The following is a 25325-nucleotide window of genomic DNA, read 5'->3' as shown; positions in this document are numbered from 1 at the left end:
AATGAATAAAGTCTAGTGTTCTAAGTATTCTTGCCAGATGGCGTCAAAGTCTCCTAGGTTAAAAGAGAAACTGGCATGTTCTTCCAAAAAGCGACTCACCTCATCAAAATCATCCGTATGTTTTGGAAAGGCCGACTCTTCAAAAGCCAGATCTGCTAAGATAGCCTTAGAACTGTTACTTTTAGGATTGCGCTCAGTCATGAGCCAAGTGTAAAATGATTTTCTCATATGTCACCCTAGATCAACTCTGTCCCAAACTGGTCTTGCTTGATTTTACCAGCCTTCATCAAGCCACCGAGTGCTTTCTTGAACTGACCTTTAGAAATGCCAAAGGTTGCCTTGATATCATCAGGAGATGACTTATCATTTAAGGTCATGAAACCGCCATTGCTTTCCAAGTAGGTCAAAATCATCTGAGCATCGTTTTCCAACATTTCAAAGGAACGTGGTTTGAGAGAGAGGTTCAAGGTACGGTCCACTTCACGGAAACCAATGACACGCGCATCTAAAACTTGACCCAAACGTGGCTCTGCATAGCGCTCGCTAGGGTGAATAAAACCAAGCATATTATTTTCTGGTAAGTAAACAAAAGTTCCTGACAGCTTGAGGCGGTACACAATGGCTGGCCAGTTTTGGTTCTGCATGTTGTTATAGGCAGGACGAGCCAGACGTTGGAAGTCTTCTTGATAAGCCAAGAGTCCCCAGATTCGGTCTTTCTTGTCTACTTCAAGACGGATGTAGAGTTGATCGCCCTTCTTAGGCCAGAGTTCCTTGAGCTCAGGAAGGATATCAAGTGACACTACGATTTCCTTGTCAGGTAGGCCTGTATCCACAAAGACACCCAAGTCCTTACGAACTTCTGTGACACGGCCCCAACCAAATTGATCCTGAGTGGCAGTCACTTCTAGAGTTGTCAAGCGGAGCTTTTGCTTCATATCTGTATAGGCAAAACCTTTAACCGTATCCCCTACTGTATGTTGGCCTTCTTCCTTAGCGAGAGCATAGGTCTGACCATCCTTTTGCACAAAGTAAAAACGGTCATTTTCATCGATGATGAATCCAACGATAAAACTTGCAAGATTTGTATTCATATTTCCTTCTTTCGAATAAAACTCAGCCAGCAATGCCAACTGAGTTTTTCTGTTTATTTTTAGACTTCCAAGAGTTCTTTTTCTTTGTTGGCAGTCATGTCGTCGATGTGTTTAACAGCATCGTCTGTTACTTTTTGAATATCTTTTTCAAGAGTCTTCAATTCGTCTTCAGTGATTTCTTTTGCTTTTTCTTGTTTCTTAGCTTCGTCCATAGCATCACGACGAATATTGCGGACAGCCACTTTAGCATTCTCACCGACCTTCTTCACTTCTTTAGCAAGGTCACGACGAGTTTCTTCTGTAAGAGCAGGGATAACCAAGCGAATCACAGAACCATCATTAGCTGGTGTAATACCAAGATCAGAAGCGTTCAAGGCACGTTCGATATCTTTCAATGAAGATTTGTCAAATGGTGTTACCAACAAAACACGCGCTTCTGGAATCGTAATTGAAGCGATTTGGTTAAGAGGAGTTTCTACTCCATAGTATTCTACATGTACACGGTCCAGCAAGCTTGCATTGGCACGACCGGCACGGATACCACCAAATTCACGAGCAAGTGATTGGTGAGACTGGGTCATTCTCTCTTTAGCTTTTTCAATAATTGCGTTAGCCATAATCATTCTTATTCCTTTTCTTCGATATTGTTTGAAACTGTCGTTCCGATATTTTCACCAAATACGACACGTTTGATGTTGCCTGGTTGGTTCATATTGAAGACAACCAAGTCAATGTCGTTGTCCATTGAGAGGGTTGAAGCTGTTGAATCCATGATACGAAGACCTTTATTGATAACGTCACGGTGAGTCAATTCTTCAAACTTAACGGCTGTCTTGTCTTTCTTAGGATCGGCATTGTAAACACCGTCGACGCCATTTTTAGCCATAAGGATGGCATCTGCTTCGATTTCAGCTGCACGAAGAGCCGCTGTTGTATCTGTTGAGAAGTAAGGTGAACCAATTCCGGCACCAAAGATAACGATACGACCTTTTTCAAGGTGACGAAGGGCACGTCCACGGACATAAGGCTCTGCCACTTGTTGCATGGCAATAGCTGTTTGTACACGCGTATCGACACCAACTTGTTGCAATGAATCTGCCATCACAAGAGCATTCATAACAGTCCCAAGCATTCCTGTGTAATCTGCCTGAACGCGGTCCATTCCTGCTTCAGCAGCAGGTTCTCCACGCCAGAGATTTCCTCCACCAATAACAAGGGCAATTTCGATACCTAAGCTATGAACTTCTTGAATCTCTCTTGCGATTGTTTGAACTGTTTGGATATCAATCCCTACGCCACGTTCACCGGCAAGGGCTTCACCTGATAACTTGATTAAAATACGTTTATACTTGGGATTCGCCATTTTCACTCTCCTTCTTTTATCCTACCTATTTTATCACAATTTCTAAGATTTTTATAGTACCATGAGCAATTCTTTCAAAAAAATTAGACCGTTAAAAATTCCTCTAAATCGTTAAGGGCACGCTCTGCAATTTTTTCATAACGAGCCTTCTTATCACGGATACGCTCGCCTTCCAACTCTTTGATAATCCCAAAATTGACATTCATTGGTTGAAAATGTTTGCTGTCCGCATGGGTGATGTAATGAGCCAAGCTTCCAATAGCTGTCGTCTCTGGGAAAATAACCTCGCTTTCTCCCTTGAAGAGACGAGCTGCGTTAATCCCCGCAACTAAGCCTGAAGCTGCTGACTCAACATAGCCTTCCACACCCGTCATTTGACCAGCAAAGAAGAGGTTTGGCTGTTTCTTAGAACGATAGGTCTGCTCCAGAAGATTTGGTGAATCCATGTAAGAATTGCGGTGCATGACACCATAGCGAACAAACTCAGCATTTTCAAGACCTGGAATCATTTGAAAGACACGCTTTTGTTCTCCCCATTTGAGATGGGTCTGGAAACCGACAATATTATAGAGACTACCAGCCGCATTGTCCTGACGAAGTTGGACAACCGCGTACGGTGTTTTAAACTCTCCATCACGAGGTCCTGTATAGTCGTCTGGATACTCCAAACCGACTGGCTTCATAGGACCATAAAGCATAGTTTTAATACCACGTTTGGCCATGACTTCGATAGGCATACATCCTTCAAAGTACTTTTCTTTTTCAAAAGAATTCAGCGGCGCTTCTTCCGCATTGACCAAGGCTTCATGGAAATCCATAAACTCTTGCTTGGTCATAGGGGCATTGAGGTAGGCCGCCTCTCCCTTGTCATAACGAGACTTGAGATAAACCTTGCTCATATCAATGGTGTTGACATCGATAATAGGCGCTGCCGCATCGTAGAAATAGAAACCATCGCCGTCATTAAGGGCATGAATCTTCTCAGCTAGGGCATCGCTAGTCAAAGGACCAGTAGCGACAACTGTAATAACATCAGTTGGTAATTCTGTAATTTCATCACGCACCACTTCAATCAAGGGGTGGTTGGCAACTTTTTGGGTCACCATTTGGGAGAAACCATCACGGTCCACCGCAAGGGCTCCTCCAGCGGGAACACGAGTAGCTTCAGCAGACTCTAAGATGACAGAACCCAAGCGACGCATTTCTTCCTTGAGAAGCCCGACAGCATTTGTCAAAGCATCTCCACGTAGAGAATTGGAACAAACTAACTCTGCAAAATTGTCTGTTTTGTGCTGAGGTGTTGACTTGACACCACGCATTTCATAGAGTTTAACTGGAATACCACGTTCTGCAATTTGGTAGGCTGCTTCAGAACCTGCCAAACCAGCACCGATAACATTGATATAAGATTGAGACACGACACTAATACCTCTTTGGGAGTGTGAAGTCAAGATTCACATTGAAAAAGCCAACCGAACTTACTCACTTTCGAATTTCTTGGCTCAGGCTGAAAAAGTCCACAGGACTTTTTCACTCCCACAAATCTTTCTATTTTTTTCTTCTACTAGTATAACAAAAAAAGGGAAGAAGGCAAACTTCCCTGTTTAGTCATTTTCTTCCCAATCGTGGTAAGCAGCATAGAGCTGGCTTTTATTCCACTGGTAAATCTTAGCAACTTCCTTGATAGCTTGATTTTTCTTCATACCTTGCTGGATGCGGGATTGGATTTCTAAGAACAAGTCTTCCTCGTCTTTTTCCTCCACATCTTGGCTGGCACCTTCAACAATGAGAAGGCATTCGCCCTTGAGTGGCGTTTCAGCAATGCTTTCTAGCAATTCAGAGATCTTTCCTCTTTGGTATTCTTCATAAATCTTGGTCAATTCTCTGACCAAGACTACCGAGCGGTCACCGTAGACTTCTAGCATATTTTTCAATGTATCTGCCACACGATGAGGCGATTCATAGAAAATCTGGGTTTCTGGATAGTCTTTTTTCGAGTCGAAAAATTGCTTTTGCTGGCCTGATTTTCTGGGTAAAAAGCCGTAAAAGATATGTGGCTGTGGTGCTAAACCACTGGCAATCAAGGCTGAAATCCCTGCAGAGGCACCTGGAACTGTAACAACTGTAATTCCTTCCTCAATAGCTGCCTTAACCAAGTCATGCCCAGGGTCTGAGATACTAGGCAGACCCGCATCGGAGACCTGAGCAATACTTTGCCCTGCTTTCAGAAAACTAATCAAATCAGGAATTTTTTCCTTAGCATTGTGCTCATGAAAACTGATCTGCTTGGTCGAAATGTCAAAATGCTTGAGCAGAAGACCTGTATTGCGCGTGTCCTCAGCAGCAATCCAATCCACTTCTTTCAAGGTCTGGATGGCGCGAAAAGTCATATCATCTAGATTGCCAATCGGCGTTGCCACTAGATAAAGCTTGCCATAGGGAGACTGCCCCTTAAAACTTTTTTGAATCTGCATGCTTACTCCCTGTATAACAACTCGTCACAGAACATACATTCCTCGTCCTGTTCTCGACGTTGTCCATAAAAATCATTACATACGTGAAATCCATCACGGTAAATGCGACGGACACTTTCGCGAACATGCTTGGCCTTGACAGGAGCATCTGCCTCCACCTCACCCAAGCGTTCTCGCAACTTAGAATTTTCCAAGCGAAGAGCTGTATTTTCCTCTACCAGGCTCTTGAGATTTTTCTTGATAGCTTCCACATCGGCCAAGGTCACCAATAACTGTTGGGAAAAATCATCCAGCGCGTCAAATAATTCTTTTTTGTCCATAAAACAGCCCTTTCCTTTCTTTATCGTTCATTTTTGAGTTTATATTTCTTTCAAGATCAGATATTCCATGGCATTTTGAAAGCTGACATTAGCTTGCCACATTTTTCTAGCTTCTAACAAATCTTGTAGAATCACCCTTACTCTTGCTTGCAGAAGGTCCTGCCCACAGAGGAATTCGAGAATCCGTAAGACCTGATCTTGTTTTTCCTTGTCATCTGCCAAGTTGGCTAATTTAGCAACCTGCAGATAACTTTCTTTTTTCTTAGCTACTAACCAGGTCAGCAGGCGTTCACTTTCATCGATCAAGGTCCAAAAACTTGCCTGATTAGCCAACTTTTCTGCTTCAGCTCGCGATTGACTAAACTGAGCTAAGAGAGTCGCTTTTTTCTTAACCAGCCCCATTTGTTCTAAGAATAATATGAGTTTTTCTTCTTGCTTTTTAAAATGGAAAATCTGGGTTCGACTACGGATGGTCGGTAACATCTTTTCCTCATCGCTGGTCAAGAAGAAAATATAAACCTCACTCTGGGGTTCTTCGATGACCTTGAGCAGAGAGTTAGCTGCGTTAGGATGCATTTTCTCAGCTTGCTCGATAATAAAAACCTGTTGTTGACTTTCAATCCCTGCTTGGGAAAACTGACCCACCAATTCCCGAATGCGTTCTGTCTTGATGACCTGATTGACTGGCTTAATCAAGGTGACATCGGGAAACTCTTCCTGTTCAATCAACTTGCAGTTTCGGCATTTCTCACATGGTAAAACGCCTACCTTATCTGTACAAAAGAGGCTCTTAGCCAAAAACTGCGCCATTTCTAAGCTTCCAAAGAAACCTGAAAAGAGGTAAGCATGATTGAGCTGATTTTGCTCCAAGATACGGACAAAACGGTCAAACTGCTCTGGTTGCAAATCATTTAATCGCTCTTGCTTCATTTACTTAATCCCATTCTCTCAAACAAGACAGACTTGGTATCTTCCACCACTTGGTCCAAAGGAAGACTGGCATCAATCTTGGCAATACGGTCTCCTTCTTTCTCCAAAAGAGAAAGATATCCTTGACGGACCTTTTTATGCAAGTCTAAGCCTTCTAGGTCTAAACGATTGACCTCTCGATTGCTATTTGCTGCAATACGCGCCAGTCCTTCTTCCACCTCAATATCAAAATAAAGGGTTAAATCGGGTTTTAGTCCATCTGTAGCAAATTGATTAAGCCAATCAATGGCCTCGATATCTAAGCCTCGACCAAATCCCTGATAGGCAACAGAACTATCGATGAAGCGGTCCATAATGACCAACTTACTAGCGTCAAGGGCTGGAAGAACTTTTTCCACCAAGTGCTGTCTACGACTAGCAATATAGAGAAGGAGTTCTGTCTTAGCATCCATCTGAGTATGACTTGGGTCTAAAATCACTTGACGAATCTTCTCCCCAATCAAGACTCCGCCTGGCTCACGGGTCATCAGCACCTCTACTCCTTTTTCCTCTAAAATTGGGAGTAGAGCCTCTAAAACACTGGTCTTGCCTGCTCCCTCTGGCCCCTCAAGAGAGACTAAAAATCCTTTTGACATGTCTAACTCATTTCTTTTTTACTACTTCTATTCTATCAAAAAAATAGGGGTTTGTGACAATCTTTTTGTCTTCTCATTTCAACCACCATAAAAGAGGCAGTCAAAGCCACCTCTTATTTACCCAGTTTTTTAGTTCGTTTGTAGGCTTTTTTGACTGCCTCCATAACGGTTCCTCTAAAGGCATGTGCTTCTAAGCTTGCTACACCAGCGATAGTCGAACCGCCTGGGCTGCATACTTGGTCTTTCAAAACTCCAGGATGTTGCTGGCTTTCTAAGACCAATTGCCCAGCTCCTACCACAGTTTGAGCCGCCATTTTCAATGCCGTTTCTCTTGGCAATCCAGTCTGAACACCTGCATCTGCCAAGGCCTCGATAAAAAGATAGACAAAGGCTGGTCCACAACCTGCAAGACCTGTCGCTGCGTCGATTAAACCTTCTCCTAGTTCAACCAAGAGACCTGCCTTGGCTAACAGCTGACAAAAGAGCTCACTGTCCTCAGCCCTGCAATTAGAAGACAAGGCATAACTAATCACTCCTTGGCCGATAGAAGCAGGGGTATTTGGCATCATACGAATAATTCGGTGTTGACTTGGGATAAGACTTGCTAGTTTTTCTAAAGTCAATCCAGCTGCCATCGAAATCAAAAGAAGACTCTCTCGTTTTTCAAGGATAGTCTGATATTGAGAAAGCAAGTCTGAGAACTGAGCAGGCTTAACTCCTAGAAAAATCACATCTGCTTCTGCAAAGATTTCTTCATTGCTAGAAGCTTGACCGCCAAAGTCGGTAATGAAAGCATCCACCTTGGCTTGACTGCGATTGGCAAGGAGAAGGTTATCGCCCGTCTTGGCCTGCAAAACAGCCTTAGCCAGACTAGCACCCATATTCCCCAAACCAATAAATCCAATCTTCATCTCTTACTCCCTTATCTGTCCGTCACCAGCAACCACATACTTGTAACTAGTCAACTCCTTCAAGCCCATGGGACCACGCGCGTGCAATTTCTGAGTTGAAATCCCCATTTCACAACCCAGACCAAATTGGCCACCATCGGTGAAACGCGTTGAGGCATTGACATAGACTGCTGCAGAGTCCACTTGATCTGTAAAGTAAGCTGCAGATTCAGCATTTTCTGTCACAATGGCATCCGAATGATGAGTACTGTGGGTTTCAATATGGGCAACCGCTTCTTCTAAACTGCTCACAACCTTAACAGCTAGGACATAGTCTAAAAACTCGGTGTCAAAGTCTTGGGCCTCAGCTGCTCGACCTGAAACGAATTGGCTTGCTTTGCTATCCAAGCGGAATTGAATTGGCTCCAGTCCAGCTTCCTTACGCTCTGTAACTAGAACTTGCTCCAAGCGAGGAAGGAAGCTTGCTGCCTTGTCTTCATGAACGAGAAGGACCTCCATGGCATTACATACAGAAGGACGACTGGTTTTGGCATTGTTGATGATAGACAACGCCTTGTCTTCGTCTGCATCCTTGTCCACATAAACATGGACAATCCCAGTTCCTGTCTCAATAACAGGTACGATAGCATTTTCAACCACGGCATTGATCAAACCAGCCCCTCCACGAGGAATGAGAAGATCTAAATAGCCCTTGGCCTTCATCATAGCATAGCTACTTTCACGGCTAGTATCTTCCACCAGTTGAATCACATCTGGGTGAATGGTCGTTGTCTCCAAGCCTTTTTTTAAGGCTTTAACAATAGCATGGGCAGTTTGATAGGCATCCTTCCCACTACGAAGAACAACCGCATTTCCACTCTTAAGAGCCAAAGCAGCCGCGTCAGACGTCACATTTGGACGACTTTCATAGATAATACCGATGACCCCCATAGCCACCCGTTTCTTGGTAATAACCAGGCCATTTTCAAGCTGACTCGTTTCTAAAACTTCACCTATTGGATCTGGTAAAGCAACCACTTCACGAATCCCAGTTGCCATTGCTTCTATGCGTCCTGCATCCAAATAAAGACGATCCAGCATCACATCTGAGATTTTTCCCTTGGCCGCTGCCATATCGAGAGCATTAGCCGCTAAAATCTCCTCAGTAGCAGCTACTAAGTGATCAGCCATGGCTAGCAAGGCCTGGTTTTTCACTTCTTCACTAGCTGTGTTGATTGATTTTTTAACAGCCTGTACCTGTTCAAATTGTTCTTGTGTACTTACCATAGTTTACCTCTAAAATTCTGTAAAAAGTAGTTGGATTTCAGGAGTAATGGAAATCCAGTCATCACGGTGAATCAGAACACCCTTGGCTTTTTGAGAACGCAACATATCCTCCAAAGCAGAGGCTCCAAATTGCACGCGCCCTTTTCCAAGTGAATTTCCACTTTCCTTGCCAAATACTGTCACGATATCACCGTAAGAAAAGGCACCTTCTGCATCAACAACACCAGATAAAAGAAGACTCTTCCCATGTTGAGAGAGAGCTTCTGCAGCCCCTTTATCAACCCAAATAGAACCTTGGCTCTGAGCATAGAATGCAAGCCATTGTTTCTGGGTACGAAGTCCCTTCTCTTGCGCAACAAAGTAAGAACCATCCTTGGTCTCCTCAGCCGCCTCAATCATAGCATCTGCCTTCAATGATGAACAGATATAAACAGGAACTCCTGATTCTGTCGCAATAGTCGCTGCTTTGATTTTTGTCAGCATTCCTCCAGTTCCGTTTGAAGAACCAGCTCCACCAGCCATATCAATAATCTCACGATTGATGGTCTCGATTTTCTCCAAGCGTTTGGCTGTTGGATCTGAATTAGGATTTCCAGTATAGAGACCGTCCACATCTGTCAAGAGAACCAAAAGGTCTGCTTGGACCATGGCCGCTACCTGGGCACTAAGAGTGTCATTGTCACCCACCTTGAGCTCATCAATGACGACACTATCATTCTCGTTGATGATAGGAATCGCCCCACGGCTAAGTAGAACTGACAAAGCCTGATGGGCATTTTTATAACGGCGCTTATCCACAAAGTCATCCTGGGTCAGCAAAATTTGTGCAGAAACGATTTGGCGCAAGAGAAGATTGGTCGTGTATTCTTCCAACAAAAGCCCTTGCCCTACCGCTGCTGAAGCCTGCTTATCAGCAATCTTAGTCGGACGCTTTTTAAATCCTAAGGCTCCAAAACCAGCCGCAATGGCACCTGATGACACCAAAATCAATTCATGACCAGCCTCGTGCAACATAGCCAACTGCTGGGTAATAGCCTTTACCTTACTACGTGATAAACTTCCATCCTCATTCGTCAGAGAAGAAGTCCCCACCTTAAAGACAATCCGTTTGTATTTCATAGTCTCACTCCGATTCTTCATATTTATCCATTATAACATGAATAACAGGAAATAGAAAAGAGTTGATAGGAAAAAGAAGGCCCTAAAACCTTCTTTTTTACTACTGTTCTGATTCCGATTTGTTTGCACTCGTTTCAGAGCTTTGCGAAATTACTGAAGTCAAATCTTGACTAGTTGAAGAACTTGTAACATCTTCATGTTGACTCGTTTCTCTATTTTCAAGATCTTTTTTCACTACTTCACTGGATTCTTTTATTTCTGAGTTACTTGTATCTCTAGTTGTAGCAGATTTCTCAACCGGAACATCCACTAACCAGGCACCACTTGAATCAACAGTATAACCTTCTGGCGTCTTGCCGTTCACAAGTAATTGACCATTTTCTTTCAAGAAGTACCATTTATCCTTGTCCTTGATCCAACCCACGGCTCGTGAACCATCTTCCTTGTAGAAATACCAATCGTTTGCCTTTTTAAGCCAGCCTTGCTTCATAGCTCCTGAATCTTCTAGATAGTAATGATGACCAGCAACTTCTATCTCGCCTGTCTTCATGATACCAGTAGAATCCATATAGTACCAGGTTTCTTTATCTTTTACCCAACCCGTTTTCATTTCCCCTGATTGAGCAAAATAATACCATTGACCCTTATATTGAAGCCAATCTGTCTTCATAGAGCCATCGTTTGATAGATAATAGGTCTGTCCTCCAGTACTAAGCCAACCAATCTCCATCTGATTTTCTTTGTTGAAATAATACCAGATTCCATCGATTTTCTTCCAATTTTTAGCAGAAGCACCAGAGTCTGTCAAATAGAACCAATGATTGTTCCATTTTTTCCATTGATTATATAACAGGATTCCCCTCTGATTAAAATAGTACCATTCACCTTCGATTTCATTCCAACCAACAGCGTACTCTCCTGTAGAATCAGGTGCTTGATACCACCAATTCCCATATGCACTCTTATGCCAACCAGCTTGAAAACTTGGAATCGGCTTGTAGGATGTTGAAATGTTTACTAAACCGTCTTGTCGAATATCAAAAACTGTTGCATCATAGTTTTTGCTAGCTGCGTTGATTCTCTCAATTCCACGTTCTTTAAGCCAATTGACATACTCATTATCAACACCATTTTTCCAAGGTAGACTATCCGAAGTTTGAACAATCAAACTCGGACTCAAATTTCTGATGAAATCCTTGGTATTTGATTTGTTGGTATCATGGTGATGATTAAACTTCATCAAATCAACTTTTCCAATGAGAGGACCATACTTGTCTTCTGCTCCATGAACATTATCTAAGTCTCCCCCAAGGTAAATTTTCTTGCCATTGACTTTCACTACACTAATCAGAGAATTGGAATTGTCATCCCAAATTTTCTTTAATTCACCTGATGAATCTGTTTCATTTTCATAATTATAGAGCTGAATATCCATGTCCCCAAACTGAAAATGAGCATCTCCCTGTGTGATGTTTTGAATAACTGAAACACCTTTTTCGGCGGCAGTCTGTAAAACCTTATCATAACCGTACAGATTATCCCATAAACGTTCAGAATTAGTAATACGATTATCACTATATTTTTTAAGATAGACTCGGTCAACTGGATAGGTAGACAGTAATTCATCAACATTTCCAATATGGTCACTGTGAGTATGGGTTACCAAAATAAAATCAAGTTTTTGAACACCCAATTCCTTCAAACGACGAAAGATACGGTCTGTTAGAACATGCTTATAAGATGTTTCAATTCCTTCTCTCCATGGATAACTAGAATCACTACCATCTGGAAAATCATAATCTTCTCCTGTATCAATCATGGCAAAATGTCCATTGCTTTCAAGAATAATCGCATCACTGCCACCTTCTTGAACATTGATAAAGTGAATTTTATTTCCTGAACTTTCTTGAGCTTGAACATTTCCATACCATGACAAACCTAAAAAAGCGCCTGCAAGTACTAAACTAGTTAATTTCTTTTTCATTCTTACTTTCTCAATCTCTCCAAGGTTTCCTTAAAAATCTCTGGGATATCTGCTGTAAATTCCAAGCTCTCACCTGTTCTCGGATGGGTAAATCCTAGAGTCTTGGCATGAAGAAATTGTCCATGTCCTTTCAGAGTCTTACGTGGACCATAGACTTCATCACCAGCAACTGGATGGCCAATATAAGACATGTGAACACGGATTTGGTGAGTACGTCCTGTTTCCAGCTGCAACTCCACTAAGCTGTAATCACCAAAGCGTTCCAAGACGTGGAAACGAGTCACTGCAGGCTTCCCTTTAGCAGTCACAGCCTGTTTTTTACGGTCTTTTTCACTCCGGCCAATCGGTGCTTCAATTACACCACGATCATTAGGCAGATTTCCATGAACAATCGCCCAATATTTTCGGAGAGACTTTTTATCCTTAAGTTCTTGAGCAAGTGCTAGATGCGCATCGTCATTTTTAGCAATCATAAGAAGACCTGACGTATCCTTATCAATACGGTGAACAATTCCTGGACGTAGAACCCCATTGATACCCGACAAATCCTTGATATGATACATAAGAGCATTTACTAGAGTTCCATTAGTATGACCAGCACTCGGATGCACCACCATCCCCTGAGGTTTGTTGACAACAGCCACATCCTCATCTTGGTAGACTATTTCTAGCGGAATATCCTCAGCCACATACTCTAATACCTCTGGTTCTGGCACATGGTAAGTGACGACATCACCCTCTTGAACTGTGTATTTAGCTTTCTTGACTTGGCCATTGACCAAGACCTGGCCTGATTTAATTTGTTCATTCGCGAGACTACGTGATAATTCTGTCAAATCCGACAAAGCCTTATCCAAACGCAGGCCACCAGTTTCAATTTTAATTTCCATTTATTTCCTCTTTTAGCATTGCAATCAATAAAATAATCACTCCAACAGTCAGATAGCTATCTGCCACATTGAAAATTGCAAAATTGATAAAGTCAAGGTGAAACATATCCACAACAAAACCCTGACTGATCCTGTCAATAAAGTTTCCAAGACCACCTGCAATTATCAAGGTCAAGCCCAAGACCATCCAGAGTGAGTCCTCCATGTGTTTATGTAGATACCAAATGGCACCTACCATAACGACCAGTGTAATGACAGCAAATAACCACTGCTGGTCTTGTAAGATAGAAAAGGCTGCCCCTCGATTTTGCAGGTAGGTCAAGCTAACGAGATTGGGAATCCAAGAACGTACTTCACCCAGTGGAATCTGCCAGACGATATAGGATTTAACTAACTGATCAAGCCCAATCAAAAGCAGTACAATGACTGCCACTATTCCTCTTTTTTTCATGATTTCCTCTTTTGATTAAAATATTCTTGCATGACTTCTACAAAGAGAGTCCCAGCTTGACTGAGCTCCACTTCCTCACGTTTAACATAGACCATGCGATTATCCAAATTATCCTTGAGACGAATAACTGTGATGCCATTAACACTGTCACTATCTAAAAATCCAGAACCTGTAGCATAGGCGTCCGTCCGCTCCAAAATACCATTCAAGGTAGCACGGTCTGTCACATTGAACATCTGCGAGCTAGCGCTAGTATCAACAAAGTTCTCTGAATAATAAAGGTACTCGTCTTTCTCTTGAGTGAAACGAACCGTTGGTAGATCCGCTAAATCCTCCATGACCAATTCCTCTTTCTGGGCTAAAGGATGCCCCTCACGGAGATAAATATGGGTATGGAAGGGAATTAGTTCAATAACCTCTAGGCCTAACTTTTCAACACGTTGCATAATCCCCTTTTTATTTTGATTGTTGAGGTAGATAATCCCAATCTCACTATGCCCTTGCGCTACTTCATCTAAGATTTGAACAGTAGTTGATTCAAAAATGCGGAAGTTCTTGTAGTCAGGATAGCTCTCTGAAAAAGCCGTAATAGTTGGTGGCAAGAAGTCATAGTGCTGGCTAGCAATGGAAAATTCATCTTTTTCTTCCTCAGGATTAGCATACTGATTTTGAAAAATATCAAATCCCTTGACCAATTCTTGCGCTTTTTCATAAAATTCCATACCGCGACGAGTCAAGAAAGTCCCTGAGCTGGTCCGACGGAAAATCTTAAAGCCCAATTCTTTTTCCAAATCACGAACAGAAATAGACAGACTCGGCTGACTTACATACATCTTTTCAGCAGCTTCACGGAAAGTACCACTATTGGCAATAGCAACAACATAGCGTAATTGTTGAATGTTCATCTTCTACCCCCAACTTCTTTATCTTTTCATTATACCATATTTTAGAAGTTTTCCAAAAAGGAAAAAAGTATGGAAATTGTCAAGTCTCAATGAAGATTCTAACATTCCAATGCAAGAATTAGAATGATATCTTTTTTCAGTCCTCATTTTATTTCAAACAAATAAAAACAGCAAATCTTGTTGATTTACCGTTTATAATATGATGCAAATACAATTCTCATAATATGGGTATCAAAACAAAAAAATAGGCTCTCCGAAAACTCGGAAAGCCTATTTTTATGCTATCTCTAGCTTCCTCACCTTTACATTTCAAGGCTCGGGATAAAAAGGTTCACTGGACCTTTTTATTTAGCGATTGGGTAAACAGAAACTTGTTTTTTATCGCGTCCTTTACGTTCAAAGCGTACTACGCCTTCAACTTTAGCGAACAAAGTATCGTCTCCACCACGTCCAACGTTTACACCTGGGTAGATGTGTGTACCACGTTGACGGTAAAGGATTGATCCACCTGTTACAGTTTGTCCGTCAGCTGCTTTAGCTCCAAGACGTTTTGCTTGTGAATCACGTCCGTTTGATGTAGAACCTCCACCTTTTTTGTGGGCAAAAAGTTGCAAGTTGTTAAGAGTCATTTTTAACATAATGTTTTCCTCCGTGTTAGTTTTCTGTGATAACTCTGGTTTGGACGAACTCAGAAGAGTTCTCCGATAAGTTTGCCATACCTAAGAAAAATGATTCAAAAAATAACTGGGTCATTTCTCTCTGGTGTGAAGGAAGATCTTTTGGAATTTCAACCATCAGATAGCCACCTTCATCTTCGTTTAATTCTAGGATTGGTTCATAGCCTGCAAATTTTTCAATGGAATTGATAAAGTTAATGGCAAGCGTAGAAACCGATGCACACACGACATCTAAGCCGTATTCGCCACTCTCGGCGTGTCCAGTAATTTCCGCACTCCTCAGCTCGCCATCTTCGGCTCTCTCAAAGACTGCTTGTATCATGTGTTCTCCTTAAAATTAAGCGTTGATTGCGTTGATGACAACTTTTGTATATGGTTGACGGTGACCTTGTTTACGGTGGCTACCTTTTTTAGGTTTGTACTTGTAAGTAACAACTTTCTTTTGTTTTCCTTGTTTTTCAACAGTTCCAACTACAGTAGCTCCAGCAACAAGTGGGGTTCCGACAACAGTGTTTTCACCACCAACAAGAACAACTTCGTTAAAAGTAACTTCTTGACCAGCTTCAACGTTCAATTTTTCAACGTAAATTGCTTGACCAACTTCAACTTTAACTTGTTTTCCGCCAGTTTTGATAATTGCGTATGTGCTCATTATGCACCTCCTATGATTTTTATGGGTTTCCCCGAATTTTTTGTGAAGACTCGCCTAGCATCGTGGGACGAACCACTTAAACTTGAATAATCAAGCAACGATGTTCGTGCGGTTGCACAGGATCGTGCATAGTCAACTCTTCAAGTATAGCATATCTCCTATTTTCTTACAAGTAATAACACCTAAAATGAAGCTTTTTCTTTTACTTTTTTCCGCCACGAAGCAAAAAGCATACTGAGGTAAAAAATGCTCATCATAATAGGAACACCAAGAATGGTCTTTTCATGATAAAAAATCGTCAAATAAGCCGAAAAGACAACGCCGAGGACAAAACTGCTAAGCAGGCTAACAAATATGAAACCTTCACGTAAAAAATGAGTGTGCTTAGTTCTGAAATAATCTCCAAAAGCCAGCATGGTCCGTTTGATATTCCCTGTCATGAACGCGTTATTATAAGCTATACCTGACACTTCTCCAAAAGCGGTTGTCACCAAGCCCATACAAAAGGCCAAGGGCGGTACTAGATAGATATTATCTACAGTTTGCGGTACAAAACCAATAATGATTGATAGGATTGCCAAAGGAATCAATGATAAAATAGGTTTTTTTACAATTCTCAATTTTTCCTTATAAACAGTTAGTAAAAAGACCCCCATCATAAAAGCTAGCAAGGTCATTACTTTGGCACTGGCATCTGAGACATTGTGTTGAATGAGTTCCACTGATAGAAAGACGACATTCCCAGTTTGTCCAGCTACAAGAGTATTCCCTCTCACAATAAAAGTATAGGCATCTACATATCCTGCACAAAAAGTCAAAAAAAGCGCTAGCCTCTTAGACTGACGTGATATTTTTCTTATAGGTAGTAACCTCATTTTTCCTCCCATTTCATTTACTCATCTCATTATTGTACCACTTTCTTTGGGAAAGTCCTAGTAGCTTATTTGAAATTTTTTACCCCTTGTTGGATAGTCACGTCTATCTATGTTATAATGAAAGAAGGATTTAAAATTGGAAAAGGAGTATTTATGCTAAAATTAGGTGTCATCGGAACTGGCGCTATCAGCCATCACTTCATAGAAGCAGCCCATACCAGTGGAGAATATCAGTTGGTCGCAGTCTATTCTAGAAAACTAGAAACTGCAGCAACCTTTGCTTCTCGCTATGAAAATATCCAACTATTCGATCAAGTAGAGGACTTCTTTAAGAGCTCCTTTGATGTAGTCTATATCGCCAGTCCAAACTCCTTACATTTTTCTCAGGCAAAAGCTGCATTGTCTGCAGGTAAACATGTCATTCTTGAAAAGCCAGCTGTCACGCAGCCACAAGAATGGCTGGATTTGATTCAAACAGCTAATAAAAATCACTGTTTTATCTTTGAGGCAGCTCGTAATTATCACGAGAAAGCTTTCACTACTATCAAAAACTTTTTAGCAGACAAGCAAATCTTAGGAGCTGATTTCAATTATGCCAAATACTCTTCCAAGATGCCTGACTTGTTGGCTGGTCAGACACCAAATGTCTTCTCAGACCGTTTTGCTGGTGGAGCTCTTATGGATTTAGGGATTTATCCTCTCTACGCTGCCGTTCGTCTTTTTGGAAAAGCTAAGGTCGCAACCTATCAAGCTCAACAGCTTGACAATAGCATTGACCTAAATGGAGATGGTATCCTCTTCTACCCAGACTTTCAAGTTCACATCAAGGCTGGGAAAAACATCACTTCCAATCTTCCTTGCGAGATTTATACGACAGATGGAACCCTGACGCTCAACACAATTGAGCATGTTCGTTCGGCTATTTTTACCGACCATCAAGGCAATCAAGTCCAACTCCCTATCCAACAGGCTCCTCATACGATGACTGAAGAAGTCGCTGCATTTGCACAGATGATTCAGCAACCAGACCAGACACTCTACCAGACTTGGCTGGACGATGCAAGCTCTGTTCATGACCTACTATATACCATGCGCCAGACTGCTGGCATTAGATTTGAGGCAGAAAAATGAAAACTAAACTACCGACTGAATGGCAAGAATTGAGTGACCAGCTCGGTTTCCAAGAATTCACCCCCATTCAAATTCAACTATTTGAGCCCATTCTTTCAGGAAAAAATCTTCTAGGAGTGAGCCCAACAGGAACTGGTAAGACACTAGCTTACCTCCTACCAAGTCTTCTCCGACTACAAAAGAAAAAAGCGCAACAACTCTTGATTCTAGCACCAAATACAGAACTGGCTGGACAGATTTTTGATGTATGTAAAACGTGGTCAGAAGCTATCGGTTTGACAGCCCAACTATTCTTATCAGGTTCAAGTCAGAAACGCCAGATTGAACGCCTCAAAAAAGGACCAGAAATTCTGATTGGAACCCCTGGTCGTATCTTTGAGTTAATTAAATTGAAAAAAATCAAGATGATGAATGTAGAAACCATCATCTTGGATGAATTTGACCAATTGCTTGATGATTCTCAGATTCACTTTGTCGAGAAAATCACTCACTACGCACCTCGTGACCACCAACTCATCTACATGAGTGCGACGACCAAGTTTGACCAAGAAAAGATTGTGCCGAATACACGCACTATTAATCTCTCTGATCAAAAACTGGACAATATCCAGCATTTCTACATGCAGGTAGACCAACGTCACCGAGTGGATATGCTACGAAAACTGGCTCATGTTGAGGATTTCCGCGGACTAGTCTTTTTTAACAGCCTATCAGACCTTGGAAGCGCAGAAGAAAAACTACAGTATCGGGATATCTTGGCTGTTTCCCTCGCTAGTGATGTTAATGTCAAATTTAGAAAAGTCATCTTAGAAAAGTTTAAAGATAAGCAACTAACCCTACTCCTTGCAACTGACCTTTTGGCTCGTGGAATTGATATCGATAGTCTAGAATGCGTCGTAAACTTTGATGTTCCTAGAGATATTGAAACCTACACTCACCGTGCTGGTCGTACAGGTCGCATGGGTAAAGAAGGCTATGTTATCACTCTCGTCACTCATCCAGAAGAAATCAAAAAACTCAAAAAGTATACAAGTGTACGAGAAATTGTCCTAAAAAATCAAGAACTCTATATCAAATAATCTTCATTGCTCTATGCACATCTAGTGTATAGGGCTTTTTTATGGCTCTATAATATTTGTAGTGGGTAAATCCCCTATGGATATTATGGAGCCTATTTTGTTGTAGAAAAAAAGTCCCATAAGATCTATAATGAAAAGCAACCAAACCATCATTAGAAAGAATCCTATGGAACAATTACATTTTATCACAAAATTACTAGACATTAAAGACCCAAATATCCAAATTATGGATGTCATTAATAGGAATACCCACAAGGAAATCATCGCTAAACTGGACTACGACGCTCCATCTTGTCCTGAGTGTGGAAGTCAAATGAAGAAATATGACTTCCAAAAACCGTCTAAGGTTCCTTACCTTGAAACGACTGGTATGCCTACTAGAATTCTCCTTAGAAAACGTCGATTCAAGTGCTATCATTGCTCGAAAATGATGGTAGCTGAGACTTCTCTCGTCAAGAAGAATCACCAAATCCCTCGTATCATCAACCAAAAGATTGCCCAGAAGCTAATTGAGAAGACTTCTATGACCGATATTGCCCGTCAGCTGTCTATTTCAACTTCAACTGTTATTCGCAAGCTCAATGACTTCTGTTTTAAGTCTGATTTTTCTTACCTCCCTGAGATTATGTCCTGGGACGAATATGCCTTCACTAAGGGAAAGATGAGTTTCATTGCTCAAGATTTTGATAAGCTCAATATTATCACTGTTCTTGAGGGTAGAACACAAACTATCATAAGAAATCATTTTCTGCGCTACAATCGCTCTGTTCGTTGTCAGGTGAAAATCATTACTATGGATATGTTTAGTCCTTACTATGACTTGGCTAAACATCTTTTTCCGTATGCCAAAATCGTTCTAGATCGCTTCCACATTGTACAACATCTTAGCCGTGCTATGAGTCGTGTTCGTGTCCAAATCATGAAGCAATTTGAGCGAAAATCTCATGAATATAAGGCTATCAAGCGCTACTGGAAACTCATTCAACAGGATAGCCGTAAACTGAGTGATAAGCGATTTTATCGCCCTACTTTTCGCATGCACTTAACCAATAAAGAGATTATTGACAAGCTTTTGAGCTATTCAGAAGACTTGAAACACCACTATCATCTCTATCAACTCTTGCTTTTTCACTTTCAGAATAAGGAACCGGAGAAATTTTTCGGACTCATTGAGGAAAATCTAAAGAAAGTTCATCCTCTTTTTAAGACTGTCTTTAAAACCTTTCTAAAGGACAAAGAGAAAATCGTCAATGCCCTTCAGTTACCCTATTCTAATGCCAAATTAGAAGCAACCAATAATCTCATCAAACTTATCAAACGCAATGCCTTTGGTTTTCGGAACTTTGAAAACTTCAAAAAACGGATTTTTATCGCTCTGAATATCAAAAAAGAAAGGACGAAATTTGTCCTTTCTCGAGCTTAGCTTTTCTTCAACCCACTACAGTTGACAAAGAGCCTTTTTTATAAGCAATTCTTCAATTTTAGTTCAATATTCGAAAAAAGAATCTTGCAAAGCAAGATTCTTTTAGTGTCTGACTTAAATAATTGTTCTTCTGGGAACTAAATCGAATTAAGCTTCGATTTCTGTAACCATACCTGAACCAACAGTACGTCCACCCTCACGGATAGAGAATGTAGTACCTTGTTCTACGGCGATTGGGTGGATCAACTCAACGTCGATTGTCACGTTATCACCAGGCATTACCATTTCAGTACCTGCTGGAAGTTCGATTGAACCTGTAACGTCAGTAGTACGGAAGTAGAATTGTGGACGGTAGTTGTTGAAGAATGGAGTATGACGTCCACCTTCTTCTTTAGTAAGGATGTAAACTTCACCTTTGAATTTAGTGTGTGGGTTGATTGAACCTGGTTTAGCGATAACTTGTCCACGTTCGATTTCATCACGTTGAACACCACGAAGAAGGACACCTACGTTATCTCCGGCAAGACCTTCGTCAAGTTGTTTACGGAACATTTCAACACCAGTAACAACTGCTTTTTGAGTTTCTTCTTTGATACCAACGATTTCGATTTCGTCGTTAACTTTAACGATACCACGGTCGATACGTCCTGAAGCAACTGTACCACGTCCAGTGATTGAGAATACGTCTTCGACTGGAAGAAGCAATGGTTTGTCAGTGTCACGTTCTGGTTCTGGGATGTACTCATCAACTGTGTTCATCAATTCCATAACGATGTCTTCGTATTTAGTGTCACCTTCAAGGGCTTTAAGAGCTGAACCTTGGATAACTGGAAGATCGTCACCTGGGAAGTCGTATTCTGACAATAGGTCACGGATTTCCATTTCAACCAATTCAAGCAATTCTTCGTCGTCAACCAAGTCAACTTTGTTCATGAAGACGATAAGGTGTTTAACACCAACCTGACGTGAAAGAAGGATGTGCTCACGAGTTTGTGGCATTGGTCCGTCAGTTGAAGCTACTACAAGGATAGCTCCGTCCATTTGAGCGGCACCAGTGATCATGTTTTTAACGTAGTCCGCGTGTCCTGGAGCGTCGATGTGAGCGTAGTGACGTTTTTCAGTTTCGTACTCAACGTGCGCAGTGTTGATAGTGATACCGCGTTCGCGTTCTTCTGGAGCAGCATCGATAGACGCATAGTCTTTAGGTTGGTTAACTGATGAAGGCAAGCGACGTGCCAAAACAGTTGTGATAGCTGCAGTTAGGGTAGTTTTACCGTGGTCAACGTGTCCGATAGTACCAATGTTAACGTGTGGTTTACTACGATCGTATTTTTCTTTTGCCATTTGAGTAAAAGCCTCCAATAAAATATATTTTATAGATAGACAGTAGGCAATACAGTCTAACTTTCCTTACTATTTTATCAAATTTCAGCTAAATTGCAAGTGTTTTACAAAGTTTTTGTGAATTATTCTTAATCGGCTAATCTAAATGGCACTTCTACTCCTATAATTTACCTAAAGAAAAAGAAAAATCAGGAATTTCCTGACTTTTACTTAGCTAATTCTCTTTCTCGTTCTTTCATTGTTTTATGATTTTCATACAAACGTGATAAGAACTTAGAAATTTCTTTTAAGATAGAATAAGTTGGTACAGCGACAATCATACCAATAACCCCATAGATATTGCTTGATAACAAAAGTAATACTAAAATTGTTATTGGATGGACTTTCATTACCCCACCTACGATTCGAGGGTAAAGGATATTTCCATCCACTTGTTGAATGATTAGCATGTAAACAACTGCAATTAGCATTCTATGAGGATCCGTAAAGACATTGGCAATAATCATCGGAATCAAGCCAATACTTGGTCCCACATAAGGAATGAGATTGGCCAATCCTGAAAAGATGGCAAAGACCAAAGCGTATTTCAAACCAATCACGCTATATCCGATAAAGGCCAAACAACCGATAATAATCGCATCAATTGCGACTCCACTAATATAGCGAGCAATTGTCGCATTCAAATTCTTTAAGAGACCTGCAATATGCAACTTATCTCTCTTTAAAACAGTGCGCTCAAGCATCGGTAAAAATTTGTTACCATCTAACAAAAAATAAACCAAAAACACGGGGGTCATAATAATAATCAAAACGGTACTAAAGAGAGCTGATATGACACTTCCGACACTATTTGTCACACTATTTAGGATATTTTGTAAAATATCTACATAGGATAGATTTAACTGTTGAATCGTCGCTTGAATATCCAAATTTTGAAAGGCTGGATAAGTAGATAAATCCACAATCAAATCTTGTAAACGACTATAGATAGTCTGGCTAGTCGCAATCAAGCTGGTCAACTGATTGACCAAAATCGGTAACAGATAGACTACCCCAATGACAAGACCCCAAACCAAGGCACACAAGGTTAGTAGAATACCAATGATACGATTAATTTTGAAATACTTTTGTAAAAAAATTACAATAGGATTGGTCAAATAATATAAAAAACCACCTAGAAGAAAAGGAATCATGATGGTGTTTGCGACGCTTACAAAAGGCGTGATAATCGCCCCCATCTCTCTCCATAAATAAAAAATGATTGTTACTAATAAAATCTCACTGGTCCAAAAAAATAATTTATTCTTACGAAACATGAGCTACCTCCATTCATCTATTTTACCATACTTTCAAAAAAGCTTCTTTCTTCCATCATGAAACTGGGAATATTTTTTTCTTTATGTTAGAATAAACTTGCTATGAAAAAAATCATTTTAACTCTACTAAGCTTATCCGTACTTGGCTCTGCATCTACTGTTGCTGCTCAAGATTTTAATATTGCTGCTAAACATGCGATTGCTGTTGAGGCCAATACTGGTAAAATTCTCTATGAGAAAGATGCAACTCAACCTGTCGAAATTGCTTCTATAACAAAACTACTTACGGTTTATCTTGTCTATGAGGCTCTAGAAAATGGAAGTATCACACTCTCCACCCCAGTAGATATTTCTGATTATCCTTATCAATTAACGACAAATTCTGAAGCCAGTAATGTTCCTATGGAGGCACGTAATTATACTGTCGAAGAGTTGCTTGAAGCAACCCTGGTATCTAGTGCCAACAGTGCCGCTATTGCCTTAGCTGAGAAAATTGCTGGCTCAGAGAAAGACTTCGTCGATATGATGCGTGCCAAACTCTTGGAATGGGGAATCAAAGATGCCACCCTTGTCAATACAACTGGTCTTAACAACGAGACTCTAGGAGATAACATTTACCCAGGGTCTAATAAAGATGATGAAAATAAGCTCAGTGCTTATGATGTTGCTATCGTTGCTCGTAACCTCATCAAAAAATACCCACAAGTCTTAGAAATTACCAAAAAACCTTCTTCTACTTTTGCTGGGATGACAATCACTTCGACCAACTACATGTTAGAAGGTCTGCCTGCTTACCGTGGTGGTTTTGATGGACTGAAAACAGGAACAACAGATAAGGCTGGAGAGTCTTTTGTTGGTACCACTGTCGAAAAAGGTATGAGAGTTATTACAGTTGTTTTGAATGCAGACCATCAAGATAATAATCCTTACGCTCGTTTTACAGCTACATCTTCCCTAATGGATTATATTTCTTCTACATTTACACTTCGTAAAATCGTGCAAAAAGGTGATGCCTATCAAGATAGCAAAGCCCCTGTAGAAGATGGAAAAGAAGATACGGTCACTGCAGTGGCCCCAGAGGATATCTATCTAATTGAACGTGTTGGGAATCAATCTTCCCAATCTGTTCAATTCACTCCTGATTCCAAAGCAATCCCAGCACCACTTGAAGCTGGAACAGTGGTCGGCCATTTGACTTACGAAGACAAGGATTTGATTGGTCAAGGTTACATTACCACAGAACATCCTAGTTTCGAAATGGTAGCAGAAAAGAAAATTGAAAAAGCTTTCTTCTTAAAAGTTTGGTGGAATCAGTTTATCCGATTTATCAACGAGAAATTATAAAACATTCTGAGCAGAAGCTTGCTCCAAAATAGAGACAGAGAAAAAAGGCTTTAAAGTCAAAAACGCATAATATCAGGTATTAAAAAAAACTTGATATTATGCGTTTTATTGTGGTAATATTCACTTCGTTTTCTCCCGGTACTCTTCGAAAATCTCTTCAAACCACGTCAGCGTCGCTTTACCGTACTCAAGTACAGGCTACGGCTAGCTTCCTAGTTTGCTCTTTGATTTTCATTGAGTATGAAATTGAAGTTTATCCCAGTCTTTTTTGAGATATTTTTTTCATTACTTTAGGAAGACAATTACTAATTTCCGTCGGCAAGACCACATAATGTTCTTGAGCTAGCTCTTGAGCAATGGCTGAATGAAGATGAGTCGCTACTGCCACACGTTCATAGAGATTAGCTTGTTTAAACTGGCCTGCAAATCCTGCAATCATTCCAGCCAGAGTGTCTCCCATTCCCCCAGTCGCCTGATATGGACCGCCAACCTGTAACTGGTAATAATCAGATTGGCCAGCTTGCCAAATACGAGTAGCTGGACCTTTCTCTACCAAAATTGTTCCTTGAGGGAAGGAAATCAAGGCACTAGCTGTTATAGCTTCGTTTTGCTTTTCAATCGTAATTCCAGACAGTTTTTCCCACTCCTTTTGGTGAGGAGTTAGGATAAGCTGACTCAAAGGAAATGACAATCTTGCCCTAGCAAGTATGGTCAAGGCCCCTCCGTCTACAATCAAAATCTGATTCTGGCTTAAGCTAGCAAAGACCTGTTTGACTAGTTCTTCTCCAAAAGTATCGTCTCGTAAACCAGGCCCCACTAAGACCACTTCTGCCTTCTCCAACTGCTCTTTTAATAATTGCTTGTCTTGAAGAGCAAAGGCCATAGCCTCAGGTAAATGGCTGTGTAGAGCAGGGATATTTTCTCTATCTGTTCCAACAGTTACCAATCCTGCACCGCTTTTAACAGCTGCCAAAGCAGCCATGATAATAGCACCACCATAAGGATAGGTACCACCTAACAGAAGTAAGCGACCGTAGTCTCCTTTATGACTTGTACGAGAACGTTCAATAATAACTTTTTCTAGTAAGGCTTGATCAATCACTTTCATCGTTTTTTCCTCTCGCATTTATTATACAACAAAAAGG

Annotated in this window: 27 protein-coding genes; 4 read left to right on the top strand and 23 right to left on the bottom strand. The window is 41.0% G+C overall.

Features of this window, described 5'->3' with window-relative positions:
- Window positions 1-12: 12 nt before the first annotated feature.
- The 20 genes from AXK38_03750 to AXK38_03655 all read right to left on the bottom strand — a co-directional run bounded on the left by AXK38_03750 (window position 13) and on the right by AXK38_03655 (window position 16543).
- Window positions 13-228, bottom strand: a complete 216-nt coding sequence (locus AXK38_03750; protein AMH88416.1) for a hypothetical protein — start codon at window positions 226-228, stop codon at window positions 13-15.
- A gap of 8 nt (window positions 229-236) precedes the next feature.
- Window positions 237-1091 carry an RNA-binding protein gene (locus AXK38_03745; protein ID AMH88415.1) on the bottom strand — a complete coding sequence of 285 codons (855 nt, stop codon included), beginning with the start codon at window positions 1089-1091 and terminating at the stop codon, window positions 237-239.
- Between the two features lie 59 nt (window positions 1092-1150).
- The gene (locus tag AXK38_03740) at window positions 1151-1708 is read right to left on the bottom strand and encodes a ribosome recycling factor (protein ID AMH89624.1); all 558 of its coding nucleotides are present in this window, start codon (window positions 1706-1708) and stop codon (window positions 1151-1153) included.
- Window positions 1709-1716: 8 nt separating this feature from the next.
- Entirely contained in the window at window positions 1717-2454 is a 738-nt protein-coding gene (gene pyrH, locus AXK38_03735; GenBank protein ID AMH88414.1) for a UMP kinase, read from the bottom strand.
- A gap of 83 nt (window positions 2455-2537) precedes the next feature.
- Entirely contained in the window at window positions 2538-3872 is a 1335-nt protein-coding gene (locus AXK38_03730; GenBank protein AMH88413.1) for a tRNA (uracil-5-)-methyltransferase, read from the bottom strand.
- A gap of 186 nt (window positions 3873-4058) precedes the next feature.
- The gene (locus tag AXK38_03725; protein ID AMH88412.1) at window positions 4059-4928 is read right to left on the bottom strand and encodes a 16S rRNA methyltransferase; all 870 of its coding nucleotides are present in this window, start codon (window positions 4926-4928) and stop codon (window positions 4059-4061) included.
- Between the two features lie 2 nt (window positions 4929-4930).
- Window positions 4931-5248, bottom strand: a complete 318-nt coding sequence (locus AXK38_03720) for a DNA replication initiation control protein YabA (GenBank protein ID AMH88411.1) — start codon at window positions 5246-5248, stop codon at window positions 4931-4933.
- Window positions 5249-5287: 39 nt separating this feature from the next.
- A complete protein-coding gene (locus tag AXK38_03715) occupies window positions 5288-6178 on the bottom strand; it encodes a DNA polymerase III subunit delta' (GenBank protein AMH88410.1) in 891 nt (296 codons plus the stop codon).
- Window positions 6175-6813 (bottom strand): thymidylate kinase, encoded by a 639-nt coding sequence (locus AXK38_03710; GenBank protein AMH88409.1) that lies wholly within the window; start codon window positions 6811-6813, stop codon window positions 6175-6177. The genes AXK38_03715 and AXK38_03710 overlap by 4 nt, the downstream gene beginning before the upstream one ends.
- A gap of 113 nt (window positions 6814-6926) precedes the next feature.
- A complete protein-coding gene (locus AXK38_03705) occupies window positions 6927-7724 on the bottom strand; it encodes a pyrroline-5-carboxylate reductase (GenBank protein AMH88408.1) in 798 nt (265 codons plus the stop codon).
- Window positions 7725-7727: 3 nt separating this feature from the next.
- Complete coding sequence (locus AXK38_03700; protein ID AMH88407.1) at window positions 7728-8990, bottom strand: gamma-glutamyl-phosphate reductase; 1263 nt, start codon at window positions 8988-8990, stop codon at window positions 7728-7730.
- Window positions 8991-8999: 9 nt separating this feature from the next.
- Window positions 9000-10109, bottom strand: a complete 1110-nt coding sequence (locus tag AXK38_03695) for a glutamate 5-kinase (GenBank protein ID AMH88406.1) — start codon at window positions 10107-10109, stop codon at window positions 9000-9002.
- A 100-nt stretch (window positions 10110-10209) separates the two neighbouring features.
- On the bottom strand, window positions 10210-12093 hold the full coding sequence (locus tag AXK38_03690; GenBank protein AMH88405.1) for a choline-binding protein: 1884 nt from the start codon (window positions 12091-12093) through the stop codon (window positions 10210-10212).
- A gap of 2 nt (window positions 12094-12095) precedes the next feature.
- Complete coding sequence (locus tag AXK38_03685) at window positions 12096-12983, bottom strand: pseudouridine synthase (protein AMH88404.1); 888 nt, start codon at window positions 12981-12983, stop codon at window positions 12096-12098.
- Window positions 12973-13434 carry a signal peptidase II gene (locus AXK38_03680; GenBank protein AMH88403.1) on the bottom strand — a complete coding sequence of 154 codons (462 nt, stop codon included), beginning with the start codon at window positions 13432-13434 and terminating at the stop codon, window positions 12973-12975. Before AXK38_03680 ends, AXK38_03685 begins: the two co-directional genes overlap by 11 nt.
- Window positions 13431-14339, bottom strand: a complete 909-nt coding sequence (locus AXK38_03675; protein AMH88402.1) for a LysR family transcriptional regulator — start codon at window positions 14337-14339, stop codon at window positions 13431-13433. Before AXK38_03675 ends, AXK38_03680 begins: the two co-directional genes overlap by 4 nt.
- Window positions 14340-14683: 344 nt before the next feature.
- Window positions 14684-14977: a 50S ribosomal protein L27 gene (locus AXK38_03670; protein AMH88401.1), complete on the bottom strand. Its 294-nt coding sequence runs from the start codon at window positions 14975-14977 to the stop codon at window positions 14684-14686.
- A 16-nt stretch (window positions 14978-14993) separates the two neighbouring features.
- A complete protein-coding gene (locus AXK38_03665; protein ID AMH88400.1) occupies window positions 14994-15338 on the bottom strand; it encodes a hypothetical protein in 345 nt (114 codons plus the stop codon).
- 15 nt (window positions 15339-15353) lie between these two features.
- Complete coding sequence (locus AXK38_03660; protein AMH88399.1) at window positions 15354-15668, bottom strand: 50S ribosomal protein L21; 315 nt, start codon at window positions 15666-15668, stop codon at window positions 15354-15356.
- Between the two features lie 182 nt (window positions 15669-15850).
- Entirely contained in the window at window positions 15851-16543 is a 693-nt protein-coding gene (locus tag AXK38_03655; protein AMH89623.1) for a hypothetical protein, read from the bottom strand.
- A 153-nt stretch (window positions 16544-16696) separates the two neighbouring features.
- Between AXK38_03655 and AXK38_03650 the strand changes: the two genes are divergently transcribed.
- From AXK38_03650 to AXK38_03640, 3 genes are all read left to right on the top strand, one after another.
- Window positions 16697-17674 carry a dehydrogenase gene (locus AXK38_03650; protein ID AMH88398.1) on the top strand — a complete coding sequence of 326 codons (978 nt, stop codon included), beginning with the start codon at window positions 16697-16699 and terminating at the stop codon, window positions 17672-17674.
- Window positions 17671-18753: an RNA helicase gene (locus tag AXK38_03645; GenBank protein AMH88397.1), complete on the top strand. Its 1083-nt coding sequence runs from the start codon at window positions 17671-17673 to the stop codon at window positions 18751-18753. Before AXK38_03650 ends, AXK38_03645 begins: the two co-directional genes overlap by 4 nt.
- Before the next feature lie 166 nt (window positions 18754-18919).
- The gene (locus AXK38_03640; GenBank protein AMH89622.1) at window positions 18920-20176 is read left to right on the top strand and encodes a transposase; all 1257 of its coding nucleotides are present in this window, start codon (window positions 18920-18922) and stop codon (window positions 20174-20176) included.
- Between the two features lie 147 nt (window positions 20177-20323).
- Here AXK38_03640 and tuf read toward each other — a convergent pair whose 3' ends face one another.
- Both tuf and AXK38_03630 read right to left on the bottom strand, forming a co-directional pair.
- Window positions 20324-21520, bottom strand: a complete 1197-nt coding sequence (tuf, locus tag AXK38_03635; protein ID AMH88396.1) for an elongation factor Tu — start codon at window positions 21518-21520, stop codon at window positions 20324-20326.
- Between the two features lie 206 nt (window positions 21521-21726).
- Entirely contained in the window at window positions 21727-22836 is a 1110-nt protein-coding gene (locus AXK38_03630) for a hypothetical protein (protein AMH88395.1), read from the bottom strand.
- A gap of 102 nt (window positions 22837-22938) precedes the next feature.
- On the opposite strand from AXK38_03630, the gene AXK38_03625 reads away from it, so the two are divergent.
- On the top strand, window positions 22939-24180 hold the full coding sequence (locus AXK38_03625; protein AMH88394.1) for a D-alanyl-D-alanine carboxypeptidase: 1242 nt from the start codon (window positions 22939-22941) through the stop codon (window positions 24178-24180).
- Between the two features lie 253 nt (window positions 24181-24433).
- On the opposite strand, the gene AXK38_03620 is transcribed toward AXK38_03625, so the two are convergent.
- Window positions 24434-25288 carry a carbohydrate kinase gene (locus AXK38_03620; GenBank protein ID AMH89621.1) on the bottom strand — a complete coding sequence of 285 codons (855 nt, stop codon included), beginning with the start codon at window positions 25286-25288 and terminating at the stop codon, window positions 24434-24436.
- Window positions 25289-25325 lie beyond the last annotated feature (37 nt).

The organism is Streptococcus mitis (assembly GCA_001560895.1).
Taxonomy (GTDB): Bacteria; Bacillota; Bacilli; order Lactobacillales; family Streptococcaceae; genus Streptococcus; species Streptococcus mitis_Q.
Note: the sequence above shows the minus strand (reverse complement) of the source record. Positions and strands in the feature narration are given on the sequence as shown.

Bases quoted from the DNA above. Each gene is read 5' to 3' on its own strand.
- AXK38_03750 (AMH88416.1), bottom strand. From the start codon at position 228: ATGAGAAAATCATTTTACACTTGGCTCATGACTGAGCGCAATCCTAAA.
- AXK38_03745 (AMH88415.1), bottom strand. From the start codon at position 1,091: ATGAATACAAATCTTGCAAGTTTTATCGTTGGATTCATCATCGATGAA.
- AXK38_03740 (AMH89624.1), bottom strand. From the start codon at position 1,708: ATGGCTAACGCAATTATTGAAAAAGCTAAAGAGAGAATGACCCAGTCT.
- pyrH (AMH88414.1), bottom strand. From the start codon at position 2,454: ATGGCGAATCCCAAGTATAAACGTATTTTAATCAAGTTATCAGGTGAA.
- AXK38_03725 (AMH88412.1), bottom strand. From the start codon at position 4,928: ATGCAGATTCAAAAAAGTTTTAAGGGGCAGTCTCCCTATGGCAAGCTT.
- AXK38_03720 (AMH88411.1), bottom strand. From the start codon at position 5,248: ATGGACAAAAAAGAATTATTTGACGCGCTGGATGATTTTTCCCAACAG.
- AXK38_03715 (AMH88410.1), bottom strand. From the start codon at position 6,178: ATGAAGCAAGAGCGATTAAATGATTTGCAACCAGAGCAGTTTGACCGT.
- AXK38_03710 (AMH88409.1), bottom strand. From the start codon at position 6,813: ATGTCAAAAGGATTTTTAGTCTCTCTTGAGGGGCCAGAGGGAGCAGGC.
- AXK38_03705 (AMH88408.1), bottom strand. From the start codon at position 7,724: ATGAAGATTGGATTTATTGGTTTGGGGAATATGGGTGCTAGTCTGGCT.
- AXK38_03700 (AMH88407.1), bottom strand. From the start codon at position 8,990: ATGGTAAGTACACAAGAACAATTTGAACAGGTACAGGCTGTTAAAAAA.
- AXK38_03695 (AMH88406.1), bottom strand. From the start codon at position 10,109: ATGAAATACAAACGGATTGTCTTTAAGGTGGGGACTTCTTCTCTGACG.
- AXK38_03690 (AMH88405.1), bottom strand. From the start codon at position 12,093: ATGAAAAAGAAATTAACTAGTTTAGTACTTGCAGGCGCTTTTTTAGGT.
- AXK38_03685 (AMH88404.1), bottom strand. From the start codon at position 12,983: ATGGAAATTAAAATTGAAACTGGTGGCCTGCGTTTGGATAAGGCTTTG.
- AXK38_03680 (AMH88403.1), bottom strand. From the start codon at position 13,434: ATGAAAAAAAGAGGAATAGTGGCAGTCATTGTACTGCTTTTGATTGGG.
- AXK38_03675 (AMH88402.1), bottom strand. From the start codon at position 14,339: ATGAACATTCAACAATTACGCTATGTTGTTGCTATTGCCAATAGTGGT.
- AXK38_03670 (AMH88401.1), bottom strand. From the start codon at position 14,977: ATGTTAAAAATGACTCTTAACAACTTGCAACTTTTTGCCCACAAAAAA.
- AXK38_03665 (AMH88400.1), bottom strand. From the start codon at position 15,338: ATGATACAAGCAGTCTTTGAGAGAGCCGAAGATGGCGAGCTGAGGAGT.
- AXK38_03660 (AMH88399.1), bottom strand. From the start codon at position 15,668: ATGAGCACATACGCAATTATCAAAACTGGCGGAAAACAAGTTAAAGTT.
- AXK38_03655 (AMH89623.1), bottom strand. From the start codon at position 16,543: ATGAGGTTACTACCTATAAGAAAAATATCACGTCAGTCTAAGAGGCTA.
- AXK38_03650 (AMH88398.1), top strand. From the start codon at position 16,697: ATGCTAAAATTAGGTGTCATCGGAACTGGCGCTATCAGCCATCACTTC.
- AXK38_03645 (AMH88397.1), top strand. From the start codon at position 17,671: ATGAAAACTAAACTACCGACTGAATGGCAAGAATTGAGTGACCAGCTC.
- AXK38_03640 (AMH89622.1), top strand. From the start codon at position 18,920: ATGGAACAATTACATTTTATCACAAAATTACTAGACATTAAAGACCCA.
- tuf (AMH88396.1), bottom strand. From the start codon at position 21,520: ATGGCAAAAGAAAAATACGATCGTAGTAAACCACACGTTAACATTGGT.
- AXK38_03630 (AMH88395.1), bottom strand. From the start codon at position 22,836: ATGTTTCGTAAGAATAAATTATTTTTTTGGACCAGTGAGATTTTATTA.
- AXK38_03625 (AMH88394.1), top strand. From the start codon at position 22,939: ATGAAAAAAATCATTTTAACTCTACTAAGCTTATCCGTACTTGGCTCT.
- AXK38_03620 (AMH89621.1), bottom strand. From the start codon at position 25,288: ATGAAAGTGATTGATCAAGCCTTACTAGAAAAAGTTATTATTGAACGT.